At 53.1% G+C, this 26432-nt stretch carries 27 protein-coding genes; 9 read left to right on the top strand and 18 right to left on the bottom strand.

Annotated features, from left to right (window positions below; genetic code table 11):
- The first annotated feature begins 360 nt into the window (after positions 1 to 360).
- Positions 361 to 642, top strand: a complete 282-nt coding sequence (locus DEP07_RS16890) for a hypothetical protein (protein ID WP_122964059.1) — start codon at positions 361 to 363, stop codon at positions 640 to 642.
- A 109-nt stretch (positions 643 to 751) separates the two neighbouring features.
- Here DEP07_RS16890 and DEP07_RS16895 read toward each other — a convergent pair whose 3' ends face one another.
- The 3 genes from DEP07_RS16895 to DEP07_RS16905 are packed head-to-tail and all read right to left on the bottom strand — an operon-like array spanning position 752 to position 3964.
- Entirely contained in the window at positions 752 to 1528 is a 777-nt protein-coding gene (locus tag DEP07_RS16895) for a fumarylacetoacetate hydrolase family protein (protein ID WP_173598189.1), read from the bottom strand.
- 36 nt (positions 1529 to 1564) lie between these two features.
- Positions 1565 to 2764: a tRNA uracil 4-sulfurtransferase ThiI gene (gene thiI / locus DEP07_RS16900; protein ID WP_122964057.1), complete on the bottom strand. Its 1200-nt coding sequence runs from the start codon at positions 2762 to 2764 to the stop codon at positions 1565 to 1567.
- Between the two features lie 30 nt (positions 2765 to 2794).
- Positions 2795 to 3964: a cysteine desulfurase family protein gene (locus DEP07_RS16905; protein ID WP_173598190.1), complete on the bottom strand. Its 1170-nt coding sequence runs from the start codon at positions 3962 to 3964 to the stop codon at positions 2795 to 2797.
- A gap of 283 nt (positions 3965 to 4247) precedes the next feature.
- Here DEP07_RS16905 and DEP07_RS16910 point away from each other — a divergent pair, with 283 nt between their 5' ends.
- Positions 4248 to 4394, top strand: coding sequence for a hypothetical protein (locus tag DEP07_RS16910; protein WP_167470278.1), 147 nt, complete (start codon positions 4248 to 4250; stop codon positions 4392 to 4394).
- Between the two features lie 242 nt (positions 4395 to 4636).
- On the top strand, positions 4637 to 5653 hold the full coding sequence (locus DEP07_RS16915) for a LysM peptidoglycan-binding domain-containing protein (protein WP_122964055.1): 1017 nt from the start codon (positions 4637 to 4639) through the stop codon (positions 5651 to 5653).
- A 60-nt stretch (positions 5654 to 5713) separates the two neighbouring features.
- On the opposite strand, the gene dapF is transcribed toward DEP07_RS16915, so the two are convergent.
- Positions 5714 to 6574: a diaminopimelate epimerase gene (gene dapF / locus DEP07_RS16920; RefSeq protein ID WP_122964054.1), complete on the bottom strand. Its 861-nt coding sequence runs from the start codon at positions 6572 to 6574 to the stop codon at positions 5714 to 5716.
- A gap of 141 nt (positions 6575 to 6715) precedes the next feature.
- On the opposite strand from dapF, the gene DEP07_RS16925 reads away from it, so the two are divergent.
- A complete protein-coding gene (locus DEP07_RS16925) occupies positions 6716 to 7249 on the top strand; it encodes a DUF84 family protein (protein ID WP_122964053.1) in 534 nt (177 codons plus the stop codon).
- A gap of 85 nt (positions 7250 to 7334) precedes the next feature.
- On the opposite strand, the gene DEP07_RS16930 is transcribed toward DEP07_RS16925, so the two are convergent.
- Positions 7335 to 7916 carry a DUF456 domain-containing protein gene (locus DEP07_RS16930; RefSeq protein ID WP_122964052.1) on the bottom strand — a complete coding sequence of 194 codons (582 nt, stop codon included), beginning with the start codon at positions 7914 to 7916 and terminating at the stop codon, positions 7335 to 7337.
- Between the two features lie 96 nt (positions 7917 to 8012).
- Here DEP07_RS16930 and DEP07_RS16935 point away from each other — a divergent pair, with 96 nt between their 5' ends.
- Positions 8013 to 8603, top strand: a complete 591-nt coding sequence (locus DEP07_RS16935) for a hypothetical protein (RefSeq protein ID WP_122964051.1) — start codon at positions 8013 to 8015, stop codon at positions 8601 to 8603.
- 60 nt (positions 8604 to 8663) lie between these two features.
- Here the strand turns inward: DEP07_RS16935 and DEP07_RS16940 are convergent, their stop codons facing one another.
- The gene (locus tag DEP07_RS16940; protein WP_063228159.1) at positions 8664 to 8882 is read right to left on the bottom strand and encodes a DUF1540 domain-containing protein; all 219 of its coding nucleotides are present in this window, start codon (positions 8880 to 8882) and stop codon (positions 8664 to 8666) included.
- Between the two features lie 98 nt (positions 8883 to 8980).
- On the opposite strand from DEP07_RS16940, the gene DEP07_RS16945 reads away from it, so the two are divergent.
- Positions 8981 to 9760, top strand: a complete 780-nt coding sequence (locus DEP07_RS16945) for an SDR family NAD(P)-dependent oxidoreductase (protein WP_122964050.1) — start codon at positions 8981 to 8983, stop codon at positions 9758 to 9760.
- Here the strand turns inward: DEP07_RS16945 and DEP07_RS16950 are convergent.
- Complete coding sequence (locus DEP07_RS16950) at positions 9731 to 10990, bottom strand: MFS transporter (protein WP_122964049.1); 1260 nt, start codon at positions 10988 to 10990, stop codon at positions 9731 to 9733. The two genes, DEP07_RS16945 and DEP07_RS16950, sit on opposite strands and share 30 nt — an antisense overlap.
- A 139-nt stretch (positions 10991 to 11129) precedes the next feature.
- Positions 11130 to 12356 carry an MFS transporter gene (locus DEP07_RS16955; protein ID WP_122964048.1) on the bottom strand — a complete coding sequence of 409 codons (1227 nt, stop codon included), beginning with the start codon at positions 12354 to 12356 and terminating at the stop codon, positions 11130 to 11132.
- 183 nt (positions 12357 to 12539) lie between these two features.
- Here DEP07_RS16955 and DEP07_RS16960 point away from each other — a divergent pair, with 183 nt between their 5' ends.
- Positions 12540 to 13271, top strand: a complete 732-nt coding sequence (locus tag DEP07_RS16960; RefSeq protein ID WP_173599876.1) for an ArsR/SmtB family transcription factor — start codon at positions 12540 to 12542, stop codon at positions 13269 to 13271.
- On the top strand, positions 13252 to 14565 hold the full coding sequence (locus DEP07_RS16965) for an MFS transporter (protein WP_173598192.1): 1314 nt from the start codon (positions 13252 to 13254) through the stop codon (positions 14563 to 14565). The genes DEP07_RS16960 and DEP07_RS16965 overlap by 20 nt, the downstream gene beginning before the upstream one ends.
- A 146-nt stretch (positions 14566 to 14711) precedes the next feature.
- Here DEP07_RS16965 and DEP07_RS16970 read toward each other — a convergent pair whose 3' ends face one another.
- The 10 genes from DEP07_RS16970 to codY all read right to left on the bottom strand — a co-directional run bounded on the left by DEP07_RS16970 (position 14712) and on the right by codY (position 26110).
- Positions 14712 to 16151: a serine hydrolase gene (locus DEP07_RS16970; protein ID WP_217022307.1), complete on the bottom strand. Its 1440-nt coding sequence runs from the start codon at positions 16149 to 16151 to the stop codon at positions 14712 to 14714.
- A gap of 54 nt (positions 16152 to 16205) precedes the next feature.
- Entirely contained in the window at positions 16206 to 17318 is a 1113-nt protein-coding gene (menC, locus tag DEP07_RS16975; RefSeq protein ID WP_173598194.1) for an o-succinylbenzoate synthase, read from the bottom strand.
- Entirely contained in the window at positions 17299 to 18306 is a 1008-nt protein-coding gene (locus DEP07_RS16980; RefSeq protein ID WP_173598195.1) for an ABC transporter ATP-binding protein, read from the bottom strand. Before DEP07_RS16980 ends, menC begins: the two co-directional genes overlap by 20 nt.
- Complete coding sequence (locus tag DEP07_RS16985) at positions 18303 to 19286, bottom strand: ABC transporter ATP-binding protein (protein WP_287102780.1); 984 nt, start codon at positions 19284 to 19286, stop codon at positions 18303 to 18305. The genes DEP07_RS16980 and DEP07_RS16985 overlap by 4 nt, the downstream gene beginning before the upstream one ends.
- A gap of 14 nt (positions 19287 to 19300) precedes the next feature.
- Complete coding sequence (locus tag DEP07_RS16990) at positions 19301 to 20155, bottom strand: ABC transporter permease (protein ID WP_122964041.1); 855 nt, start codon at positions 20153 to 20155, stop codon at positions 19301 to 19303.
- 15 nt (positions 20156 to 20170) lie between these two features.
- Positions 20171 to 21091, bottom strand: coding sequence for an ABC transporter permease (locus DEP07_RS16995; protein ID WP_122964040.1), 921 nt, complete (start codon positions 21089 to 21091; stop codon positions 20171 to 20173).
- Between the two features lie 18 nt (positions 21092 to 21109).
- A complete protein-coding gene (locus DEP07_RS17000) occupies positions 21110 to 22720 on the bottom strand; it encodes an ABC transporter substrate-binding protein (RefSeq protein WP_122964039.1) in 1611 nt (536 codons plus the stop codon).
- 27 nt (positions 22721 to 22747) lie between these two features.
- Positions 22748 to 23620 (bottom strand): MurR/RpiR family transcriptional regulator, encoded by an 873-nt coding sequence (locus DEP07_RS17005; RefSeq protein ID WP_122964038.1) that lies wholly within the window; start codon positions 23618 to 23620, stop codon positions 22748 to 22750.
- 6 nt (positions 23621 to 23626) lie between these two features.
- Positions 23627 to 25120: a M81 family metallopeptidase gene (locus tag DEP07_RS17010; protein ID WP_287102782.1), complete on the bottom strand. Its 1494-nt coding sequence runs from the start codon at positions 25118 to 25120 to the stop codon at positions 23627 to 23629.
- A gap of 219 nt (positions 25121 to 25339) precedes the next feature.
- The gene (codY, locus tag DEP07_RS17015) at positions 25340 to 26110 is read right to left on the bottom strand and encodes a GTP-sensing pleiotropic transcriptional regulator CodY (RefSeq protein WP_122964036.1); all 771 of its coding nucleotides are present in this window, start codon (positions 26108 to 26110) and stop codon (positions 25340 to 25342) included.
- A gap of 207 nt (positions 26111 to 26317) precedes the next feature.
- Between codY and DEP07_RS17020 the strand changes: the two genes are divergently transcribed.
- The gene (locus tag DEP07_RS17020) at positions 26318 to 26404 is read left to right on the top strand and encodes a YjcZ family sporulation protein (RefSeq protein ID WP_122964035.1); all 87 of its coding nucleotides are present in this window, start codon (positions 26318 to 26320) and stop codon (positions 26402 to 26404) included.
- The last annotated feature ends 28 nt before the right edge of the window (positions 26405 to 26432 follow it).

A 26432-nucleotide genomic window follows, 5' to 3' on the forward strand; every position in this document is an offset into this window, starting at 1 on the left:
TGTTCAGTTTTCAAAGAGCATTTGTTTCGCTCACCGCCCGAAGGCGACTTCTCCATCTTACCACATCGCCCATCGTGATGCAAGAGGTTTTTTTCACCATTTCGCTTCACTCAGTAGCGACAAGATCTAATATAACAAATTAGCCTTTATAAAGTCAACCGTTTCTTTCACTTTTTTTAAAGCGTTTTTTCAATCGAATTGACTTCTCAATAGCAGAATTTAAATATACATAAAAACAAACGAGCCGTCAACTAAAAATCGAATAGTACATTCCTTTTTATTTCACACTATACGTGTAACGGCTGACGCCCCCGCATAGCTGTCTTCACACAGAACGCAATGACAAAAGGTGGTGCGAAAATGACTCCGAAACCAACAAGTGTAGAACACACCCACGAGCACTACAATGAATTATCCACGGTCGAATCACAGCGCAACGAAATTCTCCAGGAGGAATTTCCGGAAGGTCCGTACGGTGCTTCCACCAATGAAGCGCGCCTCGGAAAAGCAACTGGCTGGGAACCTGGACAGCATTCGACGACCACCCGCTTTACTTATGAAACAAGAGAGATGCATCAAGATTTGCCTCGTCAGGACCCATCGGCTCATCCCATCCACGACGATCCGAACGAAAAAGAATAAACGCCTCGCTCCAGCCAAACGACATGGACGCCCCTCTATCACAAAGCAACTAAACAAGCCCCTCTTTTCCATAAAAGAAAGAGGGGCTTCACCTTTTCGGCAGGCAATCTTATTCCTCGCCAACGACATGCGTTGTCAACGTTCCAATTCCTTCAATAGTAACCGAGATTTCGTCTCCGACTTTCAGTTCGCCTACTCCAGAAGGGGTTCCGGTCAAAATAACATCTCCCGGACGAAGAGTCATGACAGCCGATACCGCCTCCACCAGTTGAGGGATGGTAAAAATCAGCTGCTCTGTGCTGGCATCCTGGCGCACTTCGCCGTTCACCCGGGTTACGATACGCAAGTTTGAATAATCAAGCTTGGCGGCAATCGCAGGTCCGAGCGGGCAAAACGTATCAAAGCCTTTGGCGCGCGTCCATTGCCCGTCGCTCCATTGCAAATCGCGGGCAGTCACATCAATGGCGCACGTAAAACCGAGGATGTACTCATCCGCATCGGCAGCCTTCACCTTTTTTGCTTCCTTTTTGATGACAATGGCCAGTTCGCCTTCGTAATGCAGATTTTCGGTCAGCTTCGGATAAACAATCGGCTCGCCCGGACCCACGACAGCAGACGAAGGCTTCAGGAACATCAACGGCTCTTTTGGCAGATCGATCCCCATCTCTGCCGCGTGGTCGCGATAATTCAAGCCGATGCACACCACTTTGCTCGGATCGCACGGCGCTTTCAGGCTGATTTCGTCCAGCGGCAGCTCCAGTCCCGTCATGATCGGTTTGGCTGTTTGGATTTTATAAATATCCCCTTCGATCACCCGAACCTTCTGATCTTCTGCTACCATCCACCCATGCTTGATTTTGCCGTTTCGCTCATAGCGGATAATCATGACTCTTCTCCCCCGTCACGCATTTTTCTCTATCGGCTAAAACAAATCCGTCGTCGTTTCTTTCGGCTTGGTTGTGATTTCTTCGATGACAGTGCCTGCTACTGCCTTTTCCACTAGAGCGTCCACATCCAGCACTTCTTCAAATTTGGCAGCCAGATACGGTTTCGGTCTGGTTACCGGATTTTTCGGGGTAAACACCGTGCAGCAGTCTTCATACGGCAAAATGGACAGCTCATACGTATCGATTTTACGCGAGAGATCGGTAATGTCGACCTTGTCCATCCCGATGAGCGGACGAAGCATGGGAATGGAAATCACCTTGTTGATCGTGTCCATGCTCTCCAATGTTTGCGAAGCTACCTGTCCGAGACTTTCGCCTGTCGCCAGAGCCTTTGCTTTCGTGTTTTCCGCCACACGCTCGGAAATGCGCATCATGAAGCGGCGCATGATCGTGATCAAATAATCTTCCGGACACTTTTCGCGGATCGCGGTTTGAATCTCGGTAAAAGGAACAACGTGCAGCTTGACGGTTCCGCCCCACTTGGTCAGTTTTTGGGCCAAGTCACGCACCTTTTGCAAAGCGCGCTCGCTGGTGAACGGATAGCTGTGGAAGTGGATCGCTTCCAGCGTAACTCCGCGCTTCAGCATCATCCAGCCAGCTACAGGGCTGTCGATTCCCCCCGACAAAAGCAGCAGCACTTTTCCGCTCACGCCTACTGGCAAGCCGCCTGGCCCCGGAATCGTTTCACAGCTTAAATACGTACCTTCTGCGCGAATTTCCACATTGACGATCGTTTCAGGCTCGTGCACATCTACCTTGATCGCAGGCAGCGCCCGCAAAATGTGGGTACCGACGATTCGGTTCACTTCCATGGAAGGAATCGGGTAGCGCTTGTCCGCACGACGGGTGACCACGCGGAACGTACGCGGTTCCGGCTGCAATTGACGGACCATTTCCAGCGCTTTTTCCTTGATCGTCTCGATATCCGGGTCCACTTGAACGGTCGGACTAAAGGAAGAGATGCCGAAAACGCGCTTCAACCGTTCCATGACCGCATAAGCATCCTCGCCATGCAGCTCGACATACATGCGCCCGTAGTTGCGTCTCACCTTTACTTTGAAAAAGGAGCGCAGCACGCTTTTCACACTTCTGACCAGCGCTTCTTCAAACTGGTCGCGGTTTTTGCCTTTAAGAGCAAGCTCGCCGTAGCGAATCAAAATAACATCGTAGTTCATGATAATCTCCTTTGAATGGGTTCTCTTCTCTTATTTTCTGCGATCCGGGACCGTTTGCGGCTTGATAAACGAGCGCAAGGTTTCTACGCACGCTTCCAGCGCGGTCAGGAACTGCTCGATCTCCTCACGCGTATTTTCCCTGCCCAGGCTGATGCGCAAAGATGACAGGGCACAATCCCGTTCAATCCCGACAGCCGTCAACACCCTGCTTGGCTCATTCGCTTTAGACGAGCAGGCTGACTTGGTCGAGACGAGAAAGCCTCTCTCTTCCAAAGCGTGCAGCAACACTTCCGCTTTTACTCCCGGTACGGACAAGTTCATAATGTGCGGAGCTGCCCCTTGCTGCGGCGTGTTGACGATACAGCCCTCGATTCGCTCAATGCCTTCGCGCAGCCGTTGGTTCAGGCTTTGCAGTCTCCCGGCTTCGTCCTTGCCCAGCTCCTCCAAAACCCGAATGGCTTTGGCCATGCCAGCGATCGCCGGAAGGTTTTCCGTTCCCGAGCGCACCCCAGCTTCTTGTCCGCCGCCCATCATCAACGGGTGGATAATCAATCCTTCGCGTTTATACAGGATGCCCACTCCCCGCGGGCCATAGAACTTGTGGGCGGACACACTCAACAGATCGATGCCGGAGTCGTGCAGAGACAGCGGCACTTTGCCGATCCCCTGGACGGCATCCACATGGAACAAAACCTTCGGATACTGCTTTAGCCACTGTCCGATTTCTTCCACGGGCTGAATCGTCCCCAGTTCATTGTTCACATGCATGACAGACACGAGAATCGTGTCCGGACGGAGCGCACGCTTTACATCCTCGACAGACACGCGCCCTTCGCGATCCACAGGCAGATAAGTCACGGCAAACCCGATCCCCTCCAGCTGCTTGCACACATCGTAGACAGCCGGATGCTCGACTTGTGTGGTAACAATATGCTTCCCTCTGTTCTGATATTGAAAGGCAATGCCCTTGATTGCCGTATTATTGCTTTCTGTGCCTCCGGAGGTAAAAATGATTTCCCCTTCTTTGCAGCCCAGGTACTGTGCGGCAACCTTCCGCGCCTGCTTGAGTACGTTTTCGGCTTCCACCCCTTTTTGATGCAAAGAGGACGGATTTCCATAATAGTTTTCCATCGCCCGTTTTACTGTCTCAATGACCCCTGGATGAGGCCGGGTTGTCGCACTGTTGTCTAAGTAAATCACCAGTCCACACCTTCCTGAGGGCGAGCTGCCCTAAGTCTACCCTTCATCATAACACGACTGTCCATGTGGAACATACTACTCGAGTGTACTTCCTGATTATTTTCCCCTGCTTTTTGCAGGCAACCAGTCGTTTTTAGCCAAGCCTGAGCAAGCGTTCACATTCTTTTCACAACTAAAGCGCTTACATCCAAATTTAAGCTATTTACAATGCGATAGCCTTTCGTTAGAATTGTCAATAAATTTAGAAAAAAGATACCTACACGGGAACAAGGAGAGAGCAGCGATGACAACACAAGCGATGCAAGAAAAAATCAACAAGATGGAAGCAGAACTGAAAAGATTGCAGGCTGAACTGGCCAAAATGAACAAAAGTACCCCTCAATACGACCAAAATGATGTCGCATATCTAAATGAGGTGTACAACGGGTGACTTTTCGCTTATTTTATTTGCGATAGCGTGGGTGCGGGCAAGACGATTTGGCCGCTTCCACGCTATTTTTATGTCTATAAGCACAATTTTCGGTTAATTTTTCATTTGGAAAAGGAGGAGTTTTCACCTTTGCTGGGAGAGGCGACCAATCGAGGGTAGATTTACCTGATGAAAGCAACGGTTTCCACTGCGTACAATCAAGATGAACCACTACACCACGCTACGGCATCGAGGAGGCTTTCATGTTCAAAACAACGCGCTGGAAACGTCTCGCCCTGCAAGCTACTCTGGTTGCTGGCTTGCTCCCTGCTACATCTGCCTTTGCCCAAACGATTCAGGTCGTCCCTGGAGACACACTCGGCAATATCGCGTACAAAAACCAGATCACGGTCGAACAGCTCAAACTGGCTAACCAGTTGCAATCGGACATGATCATGGTCGGACAAACGCTGTACATACCTCCGCGTTCCACCGTTTATACGGTCAAAGCAGGCGACGTCCTGTGGAAAATCGCCTACAACCACGGCGTAAGCATTCAAACTATTGTGAATACAAACAAACTGCAAACGACGGAAATTCTCATCGGGCAAAAGCTGCTGATCCCCAAGCAAGAGCCAGTCGCCGAGACACCTGCGCCTGCGCCCGCCCCCAAGCCTGAGCCGGACAAGCCTTGGGTAGAGAACACTCGCTATCAGGTTGCCAAAGGAGATACGCCTTGGACGATTTCGATTGCCCACGGCATCCCGTTTACCGAGTTTTTGCAAGCCAACAAGCTGAGCGAATCCGATTATTTGCAGATCGGCCAAATCGTAACTGTTCCTGTGCACCACATTCCAAAAACCGAGACAGCAGGAGCCAAGTACGGTGAGTATCTGGACTGGTTTGAAGCGGCCCAGTATTTGTTCCCGATCAACGCGACTGCAAAAGTGACCGATTTTGCCACGGGCAAAAGCTTCATGGTCAAACGCACGATCGGCGCTTCCCATTCTGACACGGAACCGTTGACTTCAGCGGACAGTGCTACCATCAAAAGCATTTGGGGCGGCAATTTTTCCTGGAGCATCCGGCCTGTCATCGTGGAAGTCGATGGTCGACGTCTGGCCGCCTCCATGTCCTCCATGCCGCACAGCATCGAGTATATAACGGACAATGCTTTTGACGGGCATTTTGATATTCACTTCCCTGGCAGCCTGCGCCACAAAGACAACCTGATTGACCCCGACCACCAAGCCGCGATTCGGATTGCGGCAGGAAAATAGGCAACTGACAGGCGAAAAGCCGTTCCATCGTCATGACTGGAACGGCTTTTTCCTGTTTGCTTATTTATAAGGAATAGGCCCGCTGTACACACCTTGGAACACTTCTGTGGCTGGCCCTGTCATGTAGACGCGATTGTCTTCTTCCCGCCAATCGATAAACAGGTCTCCTCCTGCCAAATGCACGGTAACCGCTCTGTCGACCTTGCCAGCGAGCGCCGCTGCGACGGCCGCTGCACAAGCTCCGGTTCCGCACGCGAGGGTCACGCCAGATCCCCGCTCCCAGACGCGGAACAAGATCTCTTCCCGATTCAATATTTGGATAAATTCAACGTTGGTGCGTTCCGGGAACCATTCGTGGAACTCGATCTTCGGTCCGTACGTGCGCACATCTTCGTCGCGCACTTCGTCCATGAAAATAATCGCGTGCGGATTGCCCATGGATACAGCCGTCATCGTAAACACAGCCCCGTCCACTTCCAGCACCTCTTCGTGCGCCTGCTCTTCCGGTATGCCTGTCATCGGAATCGCCGAGCGTTCAAAACGCGGCTCTCCCATATCAATCGTAACTTGCTCCACTTTGCCGTCAGCCCCGACAGAGACAACCGGCTTCATCATCCCGCCCCATGTTTCTACCGTAAACGTGGTTTGCGCAGTCAAGCCGTGATCGTACACGTATTTGCTCACACAGCGCAGGCCGTTGCCGCAGTTTTTTGCCTCGCTTCCGTCGTTGTTGAATACGCGCATGCGAAAATCAGCGCGCTCTGACGGAAGAATCAAAATCAGGCCGTCTCCGCCAATGCCGAAGTTGCGATCGCTTACCCGTCTTGCCAGTTCGGGAAGATCCACTCCCGCCAACGTTTCCTCGAAACAGTTGACGTACACATAGTCGTTGCCCAAGCCATGCAATTTGGTAAATTTCATCTGCCACTCCCCGTTTTCTCTGTAATTTCTGACTCTCTTTATATATGGACTTATCTTAACACAACAACTTCCGTTTGGGGGAAGTGGTATACTACCAGTAATCAAGAGCAACCGCTAACTGTCGAGGTGACATTTGATCCAATGAACAACGAAACATTACGCTATGTGCTCGGCACGAAAAACGAAGCAAAGCGGCTGGCCGTACAAAAAGCCACGGGCATCGACCCGATTTGTCTCTCCGTTCCTTCGGGAGTGCCTGCCCAGCCCATGAGCGAACAAGAAACGATTACCGGAGCCATCAATCGGGCAAAAGCGGCTCTCGCCCTTGCTCCGGAGGCGCAAATCGGGCTTGGTCTGGAAGGCGGCCTGATGTATGACGAAGCGTTTACCGGACAATGGTATTTGATCTCGGTGTGCGCAGCCTGGGACGGAAAGCAGCTGTTTTTGGGCAAAGGTCTGGCTTTTCCCATGCCCAAACAGGCGATTGAGCGCATTGTGGCAGAAAAGACGGAACTGAGCGTGATTATGGACGAGTGGGGCCAAACGAGCGGAAGCAACCATCGCGGCGGAGCTTACGCGCTTTTGACCAACGACCGCCTCAACCGCTCCGATGTTTTTTGCGAAGCCGTCATCGCTGCGATCACACCGTATCAATCCCGTTTTTACACAAACTGATCGAGGGCGACGTCAAAACAAAAAGCCTCTTCGGCTGTTGCAGCGCGAAGGAGGCTTTTTGCTTTTTGCGGTCTGCTGCTGGTTACTACCGGGCCGTGTAGTACGGGTAGATGACCAAAGCTCCCAAAATGGAGATCGCACCTACAATCATCGCCCACGCCCCCAGCGTTCTCGAATCGCGTCGATACGCCAAATAGCCAAGCACCATCCCGATTGGCGCCACGAGATACGGCATCAGGAACAGGGACAGGATCGATAGCCCCAGACCTGTCATGCCGATACCGCTGGCTCCGCTTTCCCGGCTATCTTCGTCATCGCTGATCTCACGCACAGAACGACGCGAAGGAATCGGCTCGGCGATTTCCGCCGCTGCCTCGATGTCGTCGTCTCTTCTCACGGTGACCGGCGCGCGGTCTTCCCTCGTCAGTACAACGCCATCCAATCGCTCCGAAAAGTCGTTCTCCACCCTGTCCTCTTCGCCGGAATAACGCTCTGTCAAAGAGTGAGGATCGTAGTGAATCCTTCGCCTTGAGCGTTCCTCATCTTCGTCGAAAGCGGCCTGGGTCCAGGTGTCTACTGCAAATTCCCTGTCGTGCTGATCTACCGTGTCGGAAAAGCCGGTATCTTCCTTCCGCTTCGCATTCATGCGTTCGTGTCGATCCAACATACCATGCTCAGCCCCTTTTTTGGTAAAGGATTTGTTAGTGAAGGAAGTAGCCTTATTGTCTGCCTGCGGTGTACAATTTAAACTGGAGGCGAGAGGATGAAACCAGAGAAGTTCCTAACCATTGGCATTGATATTGACGGAACGGTCACTTCACCCAGCAGTATTGTGCCGTTGATGAATGAAAGCTTTGGCAGAGATTTACGATATGAAGACTGTCTGGAGTACAATTTGGCCAACGTGTATCAGATTACAGACGAGGAGTTTGACAACTGGCTCGCCCAAAATGGTGAACGCCTGTACGACGAAGCGCCTGTTCACGGCATTGCCGATCAGGTGTTGCGCAACTGGTATCCGTTGCACAAGCTGATTTACATCAGCGCCAGGGAAGCGCACCATCACGATGTGACGCTGAACTGGTTTGCCCGTTATCAAATCCCTTACCATGAAGTGGATTTGGTCGGCTCCCACGACAAGCTTGCCGCTGCCCAAAAGTGGGGCGTGGATCTATTCCTGGAAGATCGGCTGGAAAATGCCCTGCAACTGTCGGAAGCCTTGCAAATTCCCGTGTTTTTGTTCGATACACCGTACAATCAGGCCCGCCTCCCTGAGCTTGTGCACCGCGTGACCTCCTGGGAGGAAGTCGACCACAAAATCAAGACATTGTCGCTTGGACAAGCCCGTGTCTAAGTGTATGCAGCAAAAAGACGTATCTCCTTGTCGGGATACGTCTTTTTGGACGTCCAAGCCTTACTTTGCCGATTTCTTCGGCTTGAACGTCAGACAACAGGTTTCAGACGAAGTGGTTGCTTGATCTTTATGGTCATTTTGACCATACTCACCCGCAAACTCTTCCTTCAGGTTGGCGTTCGCGTGGGCGTCGATCTCCACCATGATTTCGTCGGCGCTGCAAATATTGCCTTGCGCCCAATACTCACAGTTTGCTACGCTGCATTTTACTTGTGGCATTTGGATTCACCTCCTAGACGCTATCCTTCACCATTCGTCTAAGGGATATACTTGTGAAAAACAAACAACCACAAACGATACAGAAAAGAGGGGGAGCCATGCATACACCCCGCGTAGTCGTCATCACCGGAGCGTCTGGCGGTCTAGGTCAGGCGCTGACCCGCTTGCATCTGGAAAAAGGCGATCTGGTCATCGCAGCATCGCGTAAACCCGTAAATCATGAGTCGCTGTCCATTTCTTCCGCCAATCGGGAGCGATTGTTTTCCTATGCGCTCCACGTCGGAAACAACGAGGACGTCCGGCGCTTTGCAGCCTGGGTGCATGTGCGCTTCGGAGCGTGCGACCTTTTGTACAACAATGCGGGCGTCGCTGTGTTCGAGCCGCTCGTCGACATGACGATCGACGAACTGGAAGAGACGTTGCGAACGAACATTGCCGGCGTCATGTACACCACTCGCGCTTTTTTGCCGATGATGCTCGATCATCAGCAGGGACATATCGTCAACGTCGCCTCGCTCGCAGGTCAGGTCGCTACCGCCAAAGCATCCGTATACGCCGCGAGCAAAGCCGCCGTGATCCGGTTCAGCGAAGGCTTGCAGCATGAGCTTGCAGGAAGCGGCGTCCATGTGACCTGTGCCCTTCCCGGCCCGATCGATACGCCTTTTTTGGAAAAAGCGGACCGGACAGGAGCGTATCGCAGCAAAGTAGCCCGTTACTTGCTCTCTGCCGATGACACGGCCCGCCTGATTTACAAGGCGGTAGAGAAAAAGCGCTCGGAAGTAGCCATGCCTTTTCGCCTGAAGATGCTATCCGTGCTTTACAGCCTGCTGCCGCAGCGTTTGAAACAGCTAGTTTCCCCGCTCCTCAATCGCAAGTGACTGATTTTTGAGGTCCCGCAGCATTCCGAAGGCGAACAAGCCGCACACCACGCACATGACCGCCCCTGCCCCGAACAATCCTTGTACCCCGAGAAAAGGAATCAACACTCCCGAGACTGCCGCCCCAGCCGGCATTCCCGTTCCCGTAACCGTCCGGATGCTCGTCATCACTCTTCCCAGCAAAGCATCCGGGACCTGCCTTTGCAAATAACTTCTGTACATGATGTTGTAAGGAGAATAACTGAACCCTGCCAAAGCCATCGCGACCATCGCCACCTCCAGCCTGGAAAAGAAAGCGAGCGGCATTGTGGTCAGCCCCCACAAGACCATGATTCCCGCAAGCGTGCCCCCGAGCGGGAATTTCCACGTAATCGTCGAGAAGAACAACGACCCGAGCAGCGCTCCGATGGCAAGCGACGACCAGAGCATCCCCAGCGCAATCGAGCCACCCTCCAAGTTTTGATTGGCATAAAGCGGCAACGCCACCTCAATCGGCCCGTAAGACATATTGAACAAAAACGTGAAGAACACGAGAGCGACCATTTGCTTGTTTCCGAACAAGTAGCGGTAGCCTGTTTGCATATCGACCAACAGCGAGCGCAAAAACTTGCCCGCCTGCATGTTTTGCGGAACGCCGGGGTTTGCGCTTTTCGTCAGTTCTTTTGGCAGGCGCGAGAAACAGAGGGCGCAAACAAAAAAGCTGGCGGCATCAATCAGCAGTACGTAAGCTTCCCCAATCAATCCGATCAGCACCCCAGCCAGCGCCGGGCCGAACATGTAGATGATTTGCCACTGACTCTCCATGACGCCATTCGCTTTGACCAGATGATTTTTATCCGCCACCAGCCTCGGCAACAGCGTCTGGGCACCCGCTGTACTGAGCGGAGACAGCGTTCCGGCAATGACAATCAATATGTAAATCACGAAAAGCGGAACGTGGTCGACCTGCAGCAAAGCCACCAGAGCGATAAAAATCACCCCGCGGGCTATATTGTCCACCATAATCAACTTGCGGCGATCAAACCGATCCAGCAATACCCCCGCGACCAAACCCGCAAATACGGCTGGCAGCATGTACGCCAGGACAACTCCCCCCATCGCAGCGGGAGATCCGGTCTTGTTCATCACAAACCAGGTAAGCCCCATCCAGCCGAACTGGTCACCCAATCCCGATAAAAACATGCCGAGCCAATACCAGCGAAATCCGCGCTGTCTCCATAATTCTTTCATCCTGCATCTTCCTTTATCTCTGTTTCCATTCATTGTATACACAATTTCATACATTTTCAATATTTATGTTTATTAAATGATAAAGTAAGCAAAAACACAAAAAGCCCTCTGCCCATTCGGGAACGGGCAAAGGGGAAACTCATTCCGGATGAACCGACGATTCCTGCTCCTCCAGACGATGCAATTGTTTGCGGCTCCAGAGCCAAAAGACACCTGCTACAACACCGAACAAGCCAAGCCACACCGAAACAGCAGCGCTCCCGACCTGTTCTGCGCAAAAGCCGAGTACGAGACAGCTCGCTGAAAAGGCTCCCATCGTCGCCATTTCCCTGATCGAGAAAACACGGGCCAAAAAGGCAGGGTCCGCCAGCTTTTGCAGCTTGGTAACGGACAAAATCGAAGAACTGAACGACGCGAATGAACAAAACAGGATGGCGACAGCAAGCCCAAGCAACGGCTTGATATGAAACACCGCGACAATCGACAGTCCCATCGCGATCAGCGCCCAGCCCTGGAAACGAGATATGCCCTGTTCATTCAATCTCTCCGCCAGTCGGCCAGCGGCGATTCCGGCGATCACGCCGCCCAGCCCCAGCGGAATGTCGAGCAAACCGAATACGTACAGCCCTTCGCCCCGCTCCTGAAGCACGTAAAACATCAGCATGATGTAATAAGCGGCGCAGGCCCTCTCTGCCATCTGGTACAAAATAACCTGCCCGATTCTTCTGTTGCCGCCGATATAGCGGAAGCCTTCCTGTAGCCGAGCGAAAAAATGTGTGCCTGTCTTGTGGGCCACAGCTTCAGCGATCGGAGGAAGCCGCAGCAGAATAAACAGGGACAGCAAATAACAGGCGGCATCAAGCAAAAAGTTGTAGCGATAGGAAAAAAGATAAACGAGTACAGCGGCGATTCCCTGGCAAACAATAATCAAAAACGAAGTCGTCCCTTGCAAAAGCGAATTGGCTGCCAGCCGGTCCCGCTCTTCAACAGAGCTGACGATGGCTACCTGCATCGCAGGCTGAAAAAAGGCGCTGCAAATATTGACGAGAATCAACAGCAAAAAAGCGATCCACAAATAAGTCACAGACGTGATCAAGAAAAACAGACTGACAAGAATCCCCCTAAGCAGGTTGACGATCAGCATGACTCTGCGTTTGTCCCAGTTCTCCACCAGCGCTCCGGAAAACAGGCTTGTCAGTACATACGGCACCATCCGAAATACCGTGCCTGCGGCAAAGGACAAACCGGAACCGCTCAAATCGTGCAAAAGCCCTACAACCGCAATAAACGTAAACTCATTCCCTATAATATGAACAATATGGGCCGCATACAGACGGCGAAAAATCGGGTGCTGTAGCAAGGTCATCATCGCGCATCCTTTCCAAAAAGCTTACCCAGTCAACTTTCTCCCCATTGTAGCACTTGCCTGAAAATAGCGGCAAATTGTTCTTGTCAATGAGTCGGGCTTTAAGTTATTATACGTTCAAAATAAATTGAACGTTTTTATATTTCATTACGTTCATGATTATTAAAATGAGGCAGGTGCGCCATGAAACGTTTTTTAGTCATCGAAACTTTGGATCAACTGAAAGTCGTCAGCGATGCTTTGCGGATGGAAATCATCACCTTGCTTGTAAAGGAAGCGTATACGGGCAAGCAGCTCGCTACCTTGCTCTCCCTCTCTGCTTCCAAGGTGCACTATCATCTCAAGGAATTGGAAAGCCAGGGCTTTGTCCAGGTCGTCCGTACCGAAGAGAAAAACGGGATTGTGCAAAAATTTTACCGGGCGGTCGCCTACGATTTCAAAGTCAGTGAAGAACTGCTCCCTTCCCTCAGCGAAAACAGCATGCTGCTCCAGGAAGCGATGGTCAACCATTTGCGCTCAAGCCTCACCCGCCTGTACAACGCTCCCGACGAATCGTTCATGCAATTCGCGGACAAAAGCAAACGCGCCCCTGCCATCGCTTTCAACGCAGAAATAAAAGCTCCGCGTCACGAAATCCAGCAGTGGCTTGACAAATACCATGCCCTGATTGACGAGCTGGGCGATATGGAAGCACGCCACTTGCAGCGAATCGCCGCCGGAGAAGCGGAGGACACAGAGGAAAACTTTTATATCGTAACAGTCGGCTTTATGACAGACGAACGCATTTACGTATCGGAAGACGAATCTTTGCCGGATAACTACGAGCACTTGCCGAGCGACTACAAGCATATATCGAGCAAATTCGTGGTCAAAAAGAAGCAGGAGGCGAAACAGGATGACGACGATTCCAACTAATGCCTTGTGGAAAAATCGCTCGTTTCTTTTGCTCTGGTGTGCGACGATCTTGTCGGCCATGGCCGATGGCGCATTCTTTTTGCTGTTGTCCTGGTTTATCGTCGATCAGACGGGATCGGAAACGATGCTCGGAACCGCGCTTATTTGCATGTCGATTCCCCGCCTGCTGTTCATGCTTGCGGGGGGAGTGGCCGCAGATCGCTGGAATCGGAAGTGGATCATGTTCGCTTCGCTTTTGGCTCGCTGCATCATCCTGCTCGGTTTTGGGCTGGTTCTCCAAGGCGAGACGCTGGAATGGCTGTTCCTGCTCATCTACGGGATCGCCGCCCTTTTCGGCACTGTCGACGCTTTCTTCTGGCCAGCTCGCAGTTCGATCCTGCCCTCCCTTGTCTCTCGGGAACAACTCGCTCCTGCCAACAGCATGATGGAAATTTCCCAGCAAATCAGCATGGTCGGCGGTCCTGTCGTCTCCGCGCTGTTGATCCGCACCCACAACTATTCGCTCATGTTCGTCATATTGGCGCTCGCCTTTTTCACAGGGGCACTGGTTTTGCTCGCTTTGCGCCTGCATGCTTCCTCACGCGACGAGACTCGCGCAACCGCTTCGCCGTCTTCTGGCGCAGGATCGTATTTTCAGGATATATGGGGCGGGATTCGCTTTACATACGGGATTCCGATCCTGACTATGCTACTCGTCACCTCGCTCGTGATCAACATGATGTTTTCCGGGCCGATCAACATGGGGATACCGCTGCACGTCAAAGACCTCGGCTGGGATGGAAGCGCGTACAGCACACTTAGCACCTCGCTTGGCGTCGGCACGATCGTCGGAGGGATTTTGACCGGACTGTGCAAAGGCTTTCGCGGAAAATTTATTCTGCTCCCCTTTTTCCTCGGCGGCATGGGGGTCGCGATGAGCTCGCTCTTTTTCATGCAGCAGCTTTTGTTCGGATTGCTCCCGATGTTCTGCATCGGCATGATGCTCAGCATGACGAACATCCCGATCATCACTTACATCCAGACTATCGTCCCTTCTGCCATGCTCGGCCGCGTCATGTCGCTGCTCTCCCTGATGTCGCTTGGCTTCGGTCCGGTCAGCTACGCTCTCTGCTCGTTCCTTTTGGCCTCGAAAACGGCCACTTCCGGCGTTCTTCTGCTCGCTGGCGGAATCATTTTCAGCCTGTCATCGCTTTGCCTGCTTTTGTTCCGCACCTTCCGCAACATGGAGCAGCACCCTGACTGGCAGCGCTCCGCTGCGGGAGAAGCGATTCATTCCCATGCCTCGTCTACATAGGGGGAACGTTCGCGCTTAGTGGCTTAGTGGCATAGCGGCATGGCAGCATAGACCGTAAGATCATAACAGTGCAGTGCCAGCACCTGAAAAAATCACGCGCCCCTGGCAAGCAACTTCCATGCTTGTCAAGGACGCGTGTTTGGTCTTTACACGGTCTGCTCTTTTCCTACCGACACTTTGGGCAACTGCCGGAAGCCGAAGCCCATCCGGCTGATCTCGCCCGCTTCATCCCGGAAAAACCGGATGTACGAATCTGTCTCGCCCCGTTTGAACACGAAGCCGTCCTCTCCTACCGCCCGCAGCGGAAGCTTGCCCCCCATCGCTTTGAGCACCAAACCGTTTTCTTCGATCTCGACGGTTACGTTGGCCCCTTCCGAGGAACGATACTCCCCGACATACGTAGCCAGTCGCTCGACAGGCAGTTCGTAGTCTGCGTAAGGGAACGGAGGAGTTGCAGCAGGTTGGCCGCGATACTCGTTCAACAAGCCATGCATCAGGTCAGTGGCAGGCCCGCCGTCCACGTTCATGAGAATCGCCCCTGTCGTGTCGCTTTCCGGAATCGTAAAAATTTGCGCGCTGACCCCTTTGATCGCCCCGCCATGCTCGATGAGTGTACCGCCGTGGCCATCTTTGCCGATCATCAGCCCGTACCCGTAGCCTTGAAAAGGAGTGAGCGGAGCGTAAGGAGTTGTCATGTCCTTGACACTGTCCGCCGAAAGCAATCGCTTGTCGCCTACCAAACCACCCGTGCGGAACAACTCCGTGTAGCGCAACAAATCGCGAATGGTCGATTTCAAAAAGCCTCCCGAACGCATGGCCGGAGCGTCCCACCAAGCTGGCGAGCGAAACACCGCCCCGCCTTCCTCAGGACTTTTGCGGGTGAAAAGAGTTGCCACCTGCGCATCTGCTGGCAGCTCCTCGATGAGAAAAGCGCTGTTCGTCATGCCGGCAGGCTCCAGAATGTGCTCGCGGACAAATTGTTCGTACGCGATTCCGCTCACCCGCCCGACAATAATTCCGAGCAAGGCGTAGCTGTCGTTGGAGTAGCTGAAATGTTCGCCAGGAGCGCCGAGCAGCTCATATTCGAGCTTTGCCATGTAGGCAAGCAACTCGTCGTAAGTCTCGATCGCTTCCGCTTTGTCCAGGTCCCATTGCAACCCGGAGCTGAACGTGCGGTTGGCCGTGTCTTCGAGCATGCTGCTTTTCATCGCTCCCACGAGTGAATCCAATGGAGGAAAGCCTGCGGTGTGGGTCATCAGATGATGAATCGTCATCGCGCGAGTATAGTCTTCGTTCGGTGTGGACAGCTCAGGGATGTATTTGCGAACCGGATCGTGGACATGCAGCTTGCCTTGCTCCTGAAGCTGCATGATGGCAACGCAAGTAAACGATTTCGTGACAGAGCCGATGCCAAATACCGTGTCCGGCGTCAGCTCCAGCGCGTCTTCTGTATCGTCCGCAAGCCCGAAGCCGCGGAAGTAGTCCATCTGTCCTTGCTTGGCCAAACCAACTGCCGCACCTGTAATTTTTGCCTGGGAAAGCAACTTTTGCGCATACTCCTCAAACGATTCCACCCACACCGCCATCTTTACTTCTCCCCTTTTTCCCTTTTATTTAGAAAAATCGTGAAGCAAGCCTAGCTACGGCCGGAAATTTTGCGAACGCAGGACGTAGTTCCCGACCGCTCGCTTGTTCAGTGCATAGCCGATGCCAGGTCCTTCCGGTACCGCCAATTGCCCTGGAGCAATCAGTTCTACCCCGTTCTCCACGATGTCTTCTTCCCAGTAACGGCTCGATGCCGCTGTATCGCCCGGAATTGTGAAGTTCGGCAGAGTCGTAATGGCGATATTGTGAGCGCGGCCCACTCCGGACTCGATCATTCCCCCGCACCAGACCGGAATGCCGTGTGCCTGGCACAAATCGTGAATCCGCTTCGACTCGGTCAAACCGCCCACGCGACCGACTTTAATATTGATAATGCCGCAGCTGCCCAACTCGATTGCTTTTCGCGCATCTTCCACACTATGAATGCTCTCGTCCAGACAAATCGGCGTGGACAGCTCCCGCTGCAGCTTGGCATGGTCGATGATGTCATCATGAGCCAACGGCTGTTCGATCATCATCAGTCCGTAGTGATCCAGCTCCTTCATAATATCGACGTGCTCCATCGTGTAAGCGGAATTGGCGTCGGCCATCAGCGGCACATCGTCACCGAACTGCTTGCGGATCGCGCGAATCAGCTCCACATCGAAGCCCGGCTTGATCTTTACCTTGATTTTTTTGTAGCCTTCCGCCAAGTGCCGTTCCACTTTCGCCAACACTTGATCCACCGTCGGCTCAATTCCGATGCTGATGCCCACGTCGATCACCGCTTTGTCGCCGCCGAGCGCCCTGGCCAAAGAAATCCCTTTTTGCTTGCTGTACAAATCCCAAATCGCGCCTTCCAACGCTGATTTAGCCATGTAGTTGCGGCGAACGGGAGCGAACAGCCGATCTACGTCTTCCGGCGTCTCGATCGGGTTGGCAAACAGCTTGGGGATGAGAAAACGCTCCATCATGTGCCAGGCAGTCTCGGTTGTTTCTTCATTATAGTAAGGATCAGGCATCGCCACGCTTTCCGCGTAGCCAACCTCGCCCTCACCGTAGACGCTGACCAGAATCAACTCTTTGACAAGCGTATAGCCAAAGCTCGTTTCAAAACGGAAGCGAAGTGGAATATGGAGTTGCTGCAACTCAATGCGCTCGATTTTCAATGATCTTCATCCCTTCTGTTTCATATAGGTGGCATGCGACAAAATGACGGGGCTGTACCTGGCTGGGAACGGGACGAATCGTACGGCAAACTTCCGTGCTGTGCGGACAGCGGGTGTGAAAAGAGCATCCTGCCGGAACCCGCGAAGGACTGGGCACATCGCCCGTCAGTACAATCCTTTCTTTGCGACGAAACGGATTGGCTTTCGGCACAGCCGACATCAATGCCTGTGTATACGGATGAAGCGGGCCCGCAAACAAATCTTTCTTGTCGGCGATCTCCACAATTCGTCCGAGATACATGACGGCGATTCTGTCACTGATATGCCGAACGACTCCCAGGTCGTGGGAAATAAACAAGTAGCCAAGTCCAAGCCGTTCCTGCAAATCTTGCAGCAGATTGACAATTTGCGCCTGAATGGAGACATCCAAGGCCGACACAGGCTCATCGGCAACGACCAGCGAAGGCTGCACCGCCAAAGCCCGGGCAATGCCGATCCGTTGCCGTTGCCCGCCGCTGAACTCGTGCGGATAACGGGCAGCGAACTGCGGATTCAGCCCGACCAGTTGCAGCAGTTCCTTCACCTGCTCCCTGCGCTCGGCAGACGACATTTTCGGCTCCTTTACCCCCAGCGCTTCCTCCAAAGCCCCCTGCACGGTCATGCGCGGATTCAAGGAAGCGTACGGGTCCTGAAACACGATTTGCATTTTTTTGCGAAACGCGCGAAACCGACTCTCTGGCATGGCGGTTATTTCTTGATCCTCAAAATGAATCGTCCCGCCTGTTGGCTCAATCAAGCGCATGATGCTTCTGCCTGTCGTCGATTTGCCGCAGCCGCTTTCCCCGACCAGCCCCAGCGTCTCTCCTTTTTTCAACTGGAAGGAAACTCCATCGACTGCCTTGACCACTTCGCCGCTCTGACCGAACAGTCCTTTCTTGATCGGAAAATACGTCTTCAAATCGTTTACGGACAACAAAACTTCGCTCATACCGCCATCTCCTCTTTCGCGTACAGCCAGCAGCGGACGGCTTGCGTTCCTTTGCCTGACAGCGGCGGTTTTGCCAGATGACAGCGTTCTTCTGCCAAAGGACAGCGAAAGCGGAACGCACACCCTTGCGTCACTTCTCCGAGCAAAGGGACACTGCCTTCGATCGGGTCGAGACGTTTTTTCTCTGCTTCATCCAGGTCCGGGATACAGCGCAAAAGTCCGGCGGTATACGGATGAAGCGGCTGCGAGAACAGGCTGGCGACATCTGCTTCCTCCACAATCTCTCCGTAGTACATGACCAGGACGCGGTTCGCCATCTCCGCGACGACGCCGAGATCGTGTGTAATCAGGAGCAGTGACGTGTCGGCCTTTTCCTTCAAGTCGTTCATCAGCTCCAAAATTTGCGCCTGGATCGTCACGTCCAGAGCTGTCGTCGGTTCATCCGCGATCAGCAAATGCGGGTTGCAGGCCATCGCCATGGCAATCATCACCCGCTGCTTCATGCCCCCCGACAACTGGTGCGGATATTCCCGCATAATTTCCTCGGCACGCGGAACTCCGACCTTTTTCAGCATCTCGATTGCCTTGTTCTGCCGTTGTTTTTTCGGCAAATCGGTGTGCAACCGATACACTTCCTCCAATTGCCTGCCGATCGTGTGCACCGGATTGAGGGAAGTCATCGGCTCCTGAAAAATCATGGCGATCTCTTTGCCCCTGATCTCTCGCATCTCCTTTGGCCCAAGCTGGCCAAGCTCCCTGTTCCGAAAGCGGATGTTCCCTTTCATTTGCGCAGACGAGCTGGCCAACAGCCCCATGATCGCAAGCGAGGTGACGCTTTTTCCGCAGCCGGATTCTCCTACCAAGGCTACTGTCTCGCCCTTTTTGATCTGAAAAGAAATGCCTTGCAAGGCGGGCAGCACACCGTTTTCCGTGCGAAACTGCACCCGCAAGTCATCGACTTCCAAGAGAGAGTCTTTCATCTGTCCATCCTCCCTTACCTCGTTTTCGGGTCCAGAGCGTCGCGCAATCCATCCCCAAGCAGATTGAAGCCCAGAACCACCAGCATGATCGCCATTCCAGGGAAAATCGACATCCACCAAGCCTGACTCAAAAACGACTTGCCGACAAAAACCATCGCCCCCCATTCAGGCATCGGCGGCTGTGCGCCCAAACCGAGAAAGCTCAAGGCCGCAGCAGCCAAAATACTGACGCCAAACTGGATCGTCGACAACACGATGATCGGCGACATGATGTTCGGCAAAATGTGCTTCAAAAGAATTTGCCAATCCCGGATGCCCAAAGCGCGGACGGCTTCGATGTACTCTTTTTCCCGAATGGACAACACCGCGGAACGCACGACCCGCACGTAGGACGGGATGACCGCGATCACGACGGCAATCATCGCATTGGCCAATCCTGGCCCGAGCACGGCAATGACTGCGATCGCCAAAAGCAAGGCGGGAAGCGACATGAGAATATCCATCCCCTGCATGATAAACAAATCAAGACGCCTGTAATATCCGGCAATAATTCCGAGCGTGACCCCAATCGTGGTCGACAACACTACCGTTATCAACCCCATCAAAAGCGAGATGCGACCGCCATGCAACAAGCGGGAAAAAATGTCCCGGCCAAAATCGTCCGTTCCCAAGAGATGGGTAGAACTGGGAGCAGCCAGGCGTTGATCAAAGTTCATCTGTTCGACGGGATGCGGGGCGATCACGGGAGCGAGCAGCGAGCCGAGTGTAAAAACAAGCAGGATGATCGCTCCGGCCATAGCTGTTTTATTGCGCTGCAATCGCTTTCTGATCCCTGACCAGTAAGACATGTGACGACTGTTATTCACGATAATCCTGCTCCTCCCCTAATCGAAGTGGATGCGCGGATCAATCCGGCTGTAAATCAGATCCACGATCAAGTTGGTCAGTGCAAAAATCAGCGCCATGAAAAATACCATCCCTTGCACTGTCGGCATGTCTCGCTTGCTGATCGCTTCAATCGCCAGACTGCCGATGCCTTGCAAGGAAAATACCGTCTCCACGACTACAGCGCCTGCCATCAGCGAGCCAAATTGCAAGCCGATCATCGTCACGACCGGGATAATTGCATTGGGCAAGCCGTGGCTGAAAATGAGTGAAACGAGCGAAGCCCCTTTTGCTTCGGCTGTCCGCATGTAGTCCTGTTTGATCACTTCCAGCATGCTTGCCCGGGTCATTCGGGCGATCATCCCCGCTTCCGCCATGCCCAAAGTGATGGCTGGCAGCAGCAAGGAATGAACGCCCTCATAGCCGGAAATCGGAAACAGCGCGAGCTTGTAAGCAAAAATCCAGATCAGGAACAGGGCGATCCAGAAGCCTGGCGCGGAAATCCCGACCAGCGAGAGCAGGACGACGAATCTGTCCACCAGCGTATTTTGTTTCACAGCGGCAATCGTCCCGAGTAAAATACCGAATATTGCGGCAATCAAAACACTGAAAATAGCAAGCTGCAACGTGATCGGGAAGCGCGTGACAATCTGCTCCCACACACTCTCTCCCGTAAAGAGAGACGTACCCAGATCCCCCGTCAAAAGTCTGCCCAGAAAGCCGACATACTGCTGCCATAGCGGCTGATCCAGTCCGAGCGCCGTGCGCATCTGGCTGATGGCTTCCGGCGTGGCAAACTGTCCCAATATTTGCGTCGCAGGATCGCCGGGAATCAGGTGCACCATGAGAAATATCAGGACAGATACGCCCAGGAGCGTGCCCAATAGAGAAATCAGCCTTTTCACCACATAGCGGCGCATACCATCACCCCTGTTTCTCTATTTATCGAGAGTGACATCATTCAAAATGAAGTATTGCGTGTAGGAATTGAGCCCAAAGCCTTTGATGCCTCTCGTTGCCGTCACGACTTCGTTCACCCAGAGCGGCACCCATGGCGAATCGTTCAGCAAAATTTCCTGTGCCTGTTCGTAAATGCGAATGCGTTCCTCTTCGCTGGAAGCTTCCCGCCCTTTGTTCAGCAGATCGTCCAGCTCGGGCCGCGTATAGTGCATGCGGCTTTCGGCGTTGCTCTTTTCAAAAATGAGAAACAGAATGTCGGCATCGTACCAGCCGTAGTACATCAGTGCCATATCGTACGACTTTTTGCTGATTCGGTCTTTGATTGTCGTCATTTCCTGAACGGTAATTTTGAGATCGATTCCCGCTTCTCTCAGCTGGCTTTGGAGAATTTGCGCGGCTCTGGTAAACGCTGGCTGCTGTGACACCAAAATCTCCACCGACAACGGTTTGCCGTCCTTGTCCACGATGCCGTCGTTGTTGGTGTCCGTCCATCCGGCATCTGCCAGCAACTGCTTGGACTCCGCTACATTGCGGGTGTACATTTGCTTCGCCTTGTTCTCGATCGCCTCGCTGTAGCCGAAAATCGTCGGTGCCAACGGTCCGTATATCGGTTTGCCGAAACCGTTCAACGCTACTTGTACCAGCGGATCGCGGTCGACGGAGAGAGCTACCGCCTTGCGCAGGCGAACGTCACTGAACAGTGGATGCTTGTTGTTAAAAGCGATGTACTTGATGCCGATGTCCATCGTTTTCTGAATGTCGACGCCAGGCAATGACTGCAATTCAGCGACGGAGTTTGCCGGAACATCGTGCAGTACGTGAATCGTTCCTTTTTTGAACTCCATCATGCGCGTATCGTCGTCTTTCAAAAAGCGGAACAAAACGTTGTCGATATGAAGCGGGCCTTTGTTTGCGACGTACTCCGGCCCCCAGTTGTACTCGGGATTTTTCTTGAACAGAAGCGATGCGCCCCGCTCCCGCTTCTCAAACTGGATCGGCCCCGTTCCCGATGGCTTGTCGCCAAAACCGTCGCCCAGCTCTTTTGCCGCCTTCGTGTCTACAGGAGAAACCATTCCGCTAATGACGACGTTGATAAAAGGAGAAAATGGCTTGCTGAAATGAACTTTCAGCGTCTGCTCGTCTGTTGCCTCCACTTTTTCGATCGGCCCGACGATCCCTTTGACAGGGGAGATTTCCAGCATCCGGTCAAACGACTCCTTCACAGCGGCTGCCGTCACAGGATTGCCGGTGTGGAAGCGGATATTTTTGCGTATGGTGAACGTCCACGTTTTGCCGTCCGGCGAAATCTCGTATTTTTCCGCAAGGCCGGGGATGATTTTTCCCGAAGTGTCCCGGCTCAGCAGCGGTTCGTACAAAAGGCCGTTCTCGTTGCCGAGCCAGGTTGTTTTGTGCAGATCGAGCGTGTCCGGGTCAATCAGCGATGAGACAACGAGCGTGTTGCTCGTCTTGCCCGCCTCATCGGTTTTCGGCTGCGTCGTCTGGTTGGCTGTCTGCGATGAACAGCCTGCGATGACTGCCGTTGCCAGCAGTACGCTTAGTGGCCCTGTTTTCCACCAGCTTTTTTTCATACCCTCATCCCCTTTTTTCTCTCAGCGTCACATGTCGGTTTCCCCCACGAAGGGATAGATTTGGCGACTCGTGTTTTCGTAGTTTAGCAGCCGTTCTTTCACCTGCTCGCCATCGGCCTGTACCACACCGCTGACCAGTACGCTCAGCATGGAAAAGATCGCGGTCATTCCTTTCAGCGCGGTAGGAGCAGGTGCATGAACTTTCAAGACTTGATCGGCAATCGGCCCGACCGGAGAAAGCTCGTCGTCGGTAATCCCCAAAACGACAGCCCCTCTCTCCTTTGCCGCCTTGGTGAACAAAATCGTTTCACTGACATAGCGGGGAAAGGACAAGGTAATGACCAACCAGTCCGAATTGATCTGGGTCAGCAAATAGTTCGCATCGTCGACAGGTCCTCTGTACAGGTGCGCATTTCCTTTTACGACATTCAGTGAAAAAGCGAGCCAATTGGCAGGGGCATACGAGCTGCGGAAGCCGACGACGAGAATGTGCTTGGCGGCCATGATGCTTGCTACCGCCTGCTCCAGTTGTTCCTTTTTCAGTCCGCCGAGCGTTTGCCGAATGTAGGCGACGTCCTGCTCCATGTTGAAGGAGATCAGATCGTCCTGATCGCGCAAATCTTCCGCTGCTGCCCGCAGGCTGTCAATGGCATTTTCTTTTTGCACTTTATCCAGCAAGGAGCTGCGAATTTCTTGCTGCAACTCGCTATACCCGGAGTAACCGAGCGCGTAGGAGAGGCGAATGACTGTCGTTTCACTCGTGCCGCTCAGCGCCCCGACCACCTTTGCGGGTTTTTGGGCTACGACTTTTGTTTCGGCGAGAATGTATTTGGCGGCCAGCTTTTGCTGGTTTGTCAATTCCGGATAATGTTTGCGAATGCGCTCCTGTACGTTTTCCATCTTCTTCTACTTCCTTGTCAGTTGTGGTAGGGTCGGATCTGTGATCGGGTCTAGCGGATAAAGTGGGCGATTTGCCCGTTTGTATTGGAAAAACCGGAAGTTCAGCGTCGTCAGGCCGGGTGAATCAACCGTGATGACTTTGGCGCTGATCGGTTCAAAGGCGGCCCGGAAGTGCGTACTCGACTTGAGGGCAACGATCTTGTAGCGCGTGACATCAATGCCGTGCAGCTGAAAAATTTGTTCGTCGAGCACCTGCGATTTGACCGAGCAGACGAGCACATCGACACCGCCGATTTGCAAGCGGACAGATTTGCCGTAGTCGATACGCGCTCCTTGGCCCATCGGCGTCGTGGCGACAAACTTGCCATCGGTCAACGCTTTGACGTACGCGGTTACTTCAAGCGGCTCGCCGTGCAGATGGTCGGTTTTCCCGCCTAGGCTAATCTCCAGCGTGGCCCCGACTCCCGCTGCAAATGCTTGTTGCACCACTTCTGGATCGTACATGTAGCCGAAGCAGGCGTTGGTCAACTGCGCGTCGAGCATGGCCCGCAACAGATGCGTCCCGTCGCCGGGAGTTCCTCCGCCCGGGTTGTCCGATGTCTCGTTGATGACAATCAGCATTCCTTCTGTAGCGAGTGCTTGCGCGATTCCTTCCGCAGGAGTCGGCATGATCAGCTCGAAGTCATCCCTGTGTCGCCAAACGAGCTTCGCTACATCCTCGCTCACTTTGCGGGCAAGCTCGCTGTCGTTGTTCGTGACCGTCAAAACCGCCACTCCCAGCTCCGGAATGTCCGTGTACGGGAAACCGTGAAAAAAGGCGCAGTCGATCACGTTCTCTTCCTTTTCCCAAGCCCAGCATGCCTCGTTGATTTCGTTCGCCGGAAAATGGTGGGTAGCAGAGGTAGGGATCAAAAGCGGCAACCGGGTGAGATGCATCGTCGGCTTCCACTCGCCTGCGACCATTTTGCTGGCGACGTCAATCGCCTCCAGGCCGCGCTCATAGCAGTCAACGTGCGGATACAGGTGAACGCCGAGCAGCGCGTCCGCCTCCTCGACCATCTTCGGAGTCATGTTGGCATGCAAGTCGAGCGTCACGACCAGCGGAATGTCGTAGCCGACCACGCCGCGAACGGCCGCGAGCAGATCGCCTTCCAGATCGTCGACGCCTTCTGCAACGCCCGCTCCGTGAAGCGCGAGACAGATCGCATCCGCATCCTTCGCCAGCCGCAGCCCTTCCAGCAGCTCGTTTTTCATCCGCTCGTACGTCTCATGCGTGATCGTGCCAGCCGGATAGGCGAACGTGGAGAAAGTCGGCAAAAGTTCAATCCCCAGCTCCTCCGCCCGGTCGACCATTCCGCCGAGGAAGTTTCGGACTTTGCGGTTGCGTGAAAGGATGACCTCTCCGTGATCCCACTCCCAGCTTTGAAACAGGTCTAGCGTAGAAGGAACGTTGGAAAATGTGTTCGTTTCGTGCACGACGCCACCAATTGCCACTTTCAATCCGATCTCCTCCTCAGTCATTTTCCATTTTGAAGTTTAAACTTTAAATTTAGAATTTTTTGAAGTTATTCCTTTTCGCAAATTATATCGGCAAAAAAATCACGAATCAATGATTAATTCATGAAATTTTGTCAAGCTGGATTGTACTCGTTGAACTGCAAAACAAACGCCAAAAGACCCTCCTGCAAAAAGGAGAGCCTTTTGTCTGCACCGATTGAATTACGATGTTTTCCACTTGGCCAATTCAGACGGGAACTTGTCATTCAGCACTTTGATGTATGTCCCTTTCATGCCGAGCGAGCGGGATTCGAGCACGCCAGCGCTGGCCAGCTTGCGCAGCGCGTTGACGATGACAGAGCGCGTAAGCCCCGCCTGATCCGCCAGCTGGCTTGCTACGAGCAAGCCTTCGCGCGCGTCGAGCTGCTCCATGATTTTCTCGATGGCAATCTGTTCACTGTAGGAAAGGGAGGACAATGCAATTTTGGCAAACGTTTTGTCCCGCACTTCATTTTCAATCTGCTCCGTGCGCTGACGGACAATTTTCATCCCGATAACCGTGGCGCCGATCTCGCCCAAAATCAAATCTTCTGTCTCGAACTCGCCGTAAGCGCGGAGCAACACGAGTGTGCCCAGTCGGCTTCCGCCCGCGTTAATCGGGACGATCGTCGTCATCATTTGCGGGAACAAGCTGCCCAGCTCTTTTGGCACAAAGCTGTACGGGCTTTGAATCGACTCGTTCGCCAACGTTTGCGTCACTTCCAGCAGCTTCTGGTGTACTCCGCTTTGCAGGTGGGTCTGCCCTTCTTCATTCAGGGAAATTTCCTGATTCATTCCGCTGCCGAGAATCGAGCCGTCAGCCGTAATGATGTACACATTGGCCGAGATGACTTCGGACAAAAGCTTGGCGAGGTCTTGAAAGCCGACACCGCTGCCTCCCATTGTTTTTTGCAGCATGACATTGATTTTTCTCGTTTTTTCCAACAAATTCATAATAATATCCTCCTTGGATTTCTTCATGCTCACAGTATTGTCAGAAAAATCCAGCCCCATACATGCAAATCAAAAAATTAGAAAGACACCTCATGCAATCGGTTTTTCGCCCGAAAAATGGGTGTTTGCCTGAACACGTTTGCCCCTGTCGGCGACTATTCTATATAGGGAACAAACATCACGTCACGGATTACGGGAGGATTTCAAATGGGGCTGTTTAACGGAGGCTTTAACGGGTTGTCTTTGATTCTTGTGTTGTTCGTCCTGTTGACGATCGTCGGCGCAGACGACTAATTTGCTCGCTTTTTCGCCCATACAAAAA

The organism is Brevibacillus sp. (assembly GCF_003521185.1).
GTDB classification, from domain to species: domain Bacteria; phylum Bacillota; class Bacilli; order Brevibacillales; family Brevibacillaceae; genus Brevibacillus; species Brevibacillus parabrevis.

Coding starts and splice junctions, on each gene's coding strand:
- codY (WP_122964036.1), bottom strand. CDS start 26,110: ATGAATTTGTTGGAAAAAACGAGAAAAATCAATGTCATGCTGCAAAAA.
- DEP07_RS16935 (WP_122964051.1), top strand. CDS start 8,013: ATGAAACCAGAGAAGTTCCTAACCATTGGCATTGATATTGACGGAACG.
- DEP07_RS17020 (WP_122964035.1), top strand. CDS start 26,318: ATGGGGCTGTTTAACGGAGGCTTTAACGGGTTGTCTTTGATTCTTGTG.
- DEP07_RS16965 (WP_173598192.1), top strand. CDS start 13,252: ATGACGACGATTCCAACTAATGCCTTGTGGAAAAATCGCTCGTTTCTT.
- DEP07_RS16960 (WP_173599876.1), top strand. CDS start 12,540: ATGAAACGTTTTTTAGTCATCGAAACTTTGGATCAACTGAAAGTCGTC.
- DEP07_RS16950 (WP_122964049.1), bottom strand. CDS start 10,990: ATGAAAGAATTATGGAGACAGCGCGGATTTCGCTGGTATTGGCTCGGC.
- DEP07_RS16970 (WP_217022307.1), bottom strand. CDS start 16,151: ATGGCGGTGTGGGTGGAATCGTTTGAGGAGTATGCGCAAAAGTTGCTT.
- DEP07_RS17005 (WP_122964038.1), bottom strand. CDS start 23,620: ATGGAAAACGTACAGGAGCGCATTCGCAAACATTATCCGGAATTGACA.
- thiI (WP_122964057.1), bottom strand. CDS start 2,764: ATGAACTACGATGTTATTTTGATTCGCTACGGCGAGCTTGCTCTTAAA.
- DEP07_RS16930 (WP_122964052.1), bottom strand. CDS start 7,916: ATGTTGGATCGACACGAACGCATGAATGCGAAGCGGAAGGAAGATACC.
- DEP07_RS16995 (WP_122964040.1), bottom strand. CDS start 21,091: ATGCGCCGCTATGTGGTGAAAAGGCTGATTTCTCTATTGGGCACGCTC.
- DEP07_RS16895 (WP_173598189.1), bottom strand. CDS start 1,528: ATGATTATCCGCTATGAGCGAAACGGCAAAATCAAGCATGGGTGGATG.
- DEP07_RS16955 (WP_122964048.1), bottom strand. CDS start 12,356: ATGACCTTGCTACAGCACCCGATTTTTCGCCGTCTGTATGCGGCCCAT.
- DEP07_RS16915 (WP_122964055.1), top strand. CDS start 4,637: ATGTTCAAAACAACGCGCTGGAAACGTCTCGCCCTGCAAGCTACTCTG.
- DEP07_RS16980 (WP_173598195.1), bottom strand. CDS start 18,306: ATGAGCGAAGTTTTGTTGTCCGTAAACGATTTGAAGACGTATTTTCCG.
- DEP07_RS16985 (WP_287102780.1), bottom strand. CDS start 19,286: ATGAAAGACTCTCTCTTGGAAGTCGATGACTTGCGGGTGCAGTTTCGC.
- dapF (WP_122964054.1), bottom strand. CDS start 6,574: ATGAAATTTACCAAATTGCATGGCTTGGGCAACGACTATGTGTACGTC.
- DEP07_RS16910 (WP_167470278.1), top strand. CDS start 4,248: ATGACAACACAAGCGATGCAAGAAAAAATCAACAAGATGGAAGCAGAA.
- DEP07_RS16940 (WP_063228159.1), bottom strand. CDS start 8,882: ATGCCACAAGTAAAATGCAGCGTAGCAAACTGTGAGTATTGGGCGCAA.
- DEP07_RS16890 (WP_122964059.1), top strand. CDS start 361: ATGACTCCGAAACCAACAAGTGTAGAACACACCCACGAGCACTACAAT.
- DEP07_RS17000 (WP_122964039.1), bottom strand. CDS start 22,720: ATGAAAAAAAGCTGGTGGAAAACAGGGCCACTAAGCGTACTGCTGGCA.
- DEP07_RS16945 (WP_122964050.1), top strand. CDS start 8,981: ATGCATACACCCCGCGTAGTCGTCATCACCGGAGCGTCTGGCGGTCTA.
- DEP07_RS16925 (WP_122964053.1), top strand. CDS start 6,716: ATGAACAACGAAACATTACGCTATGTGCTCGGCACGAAAAACGAAGCA.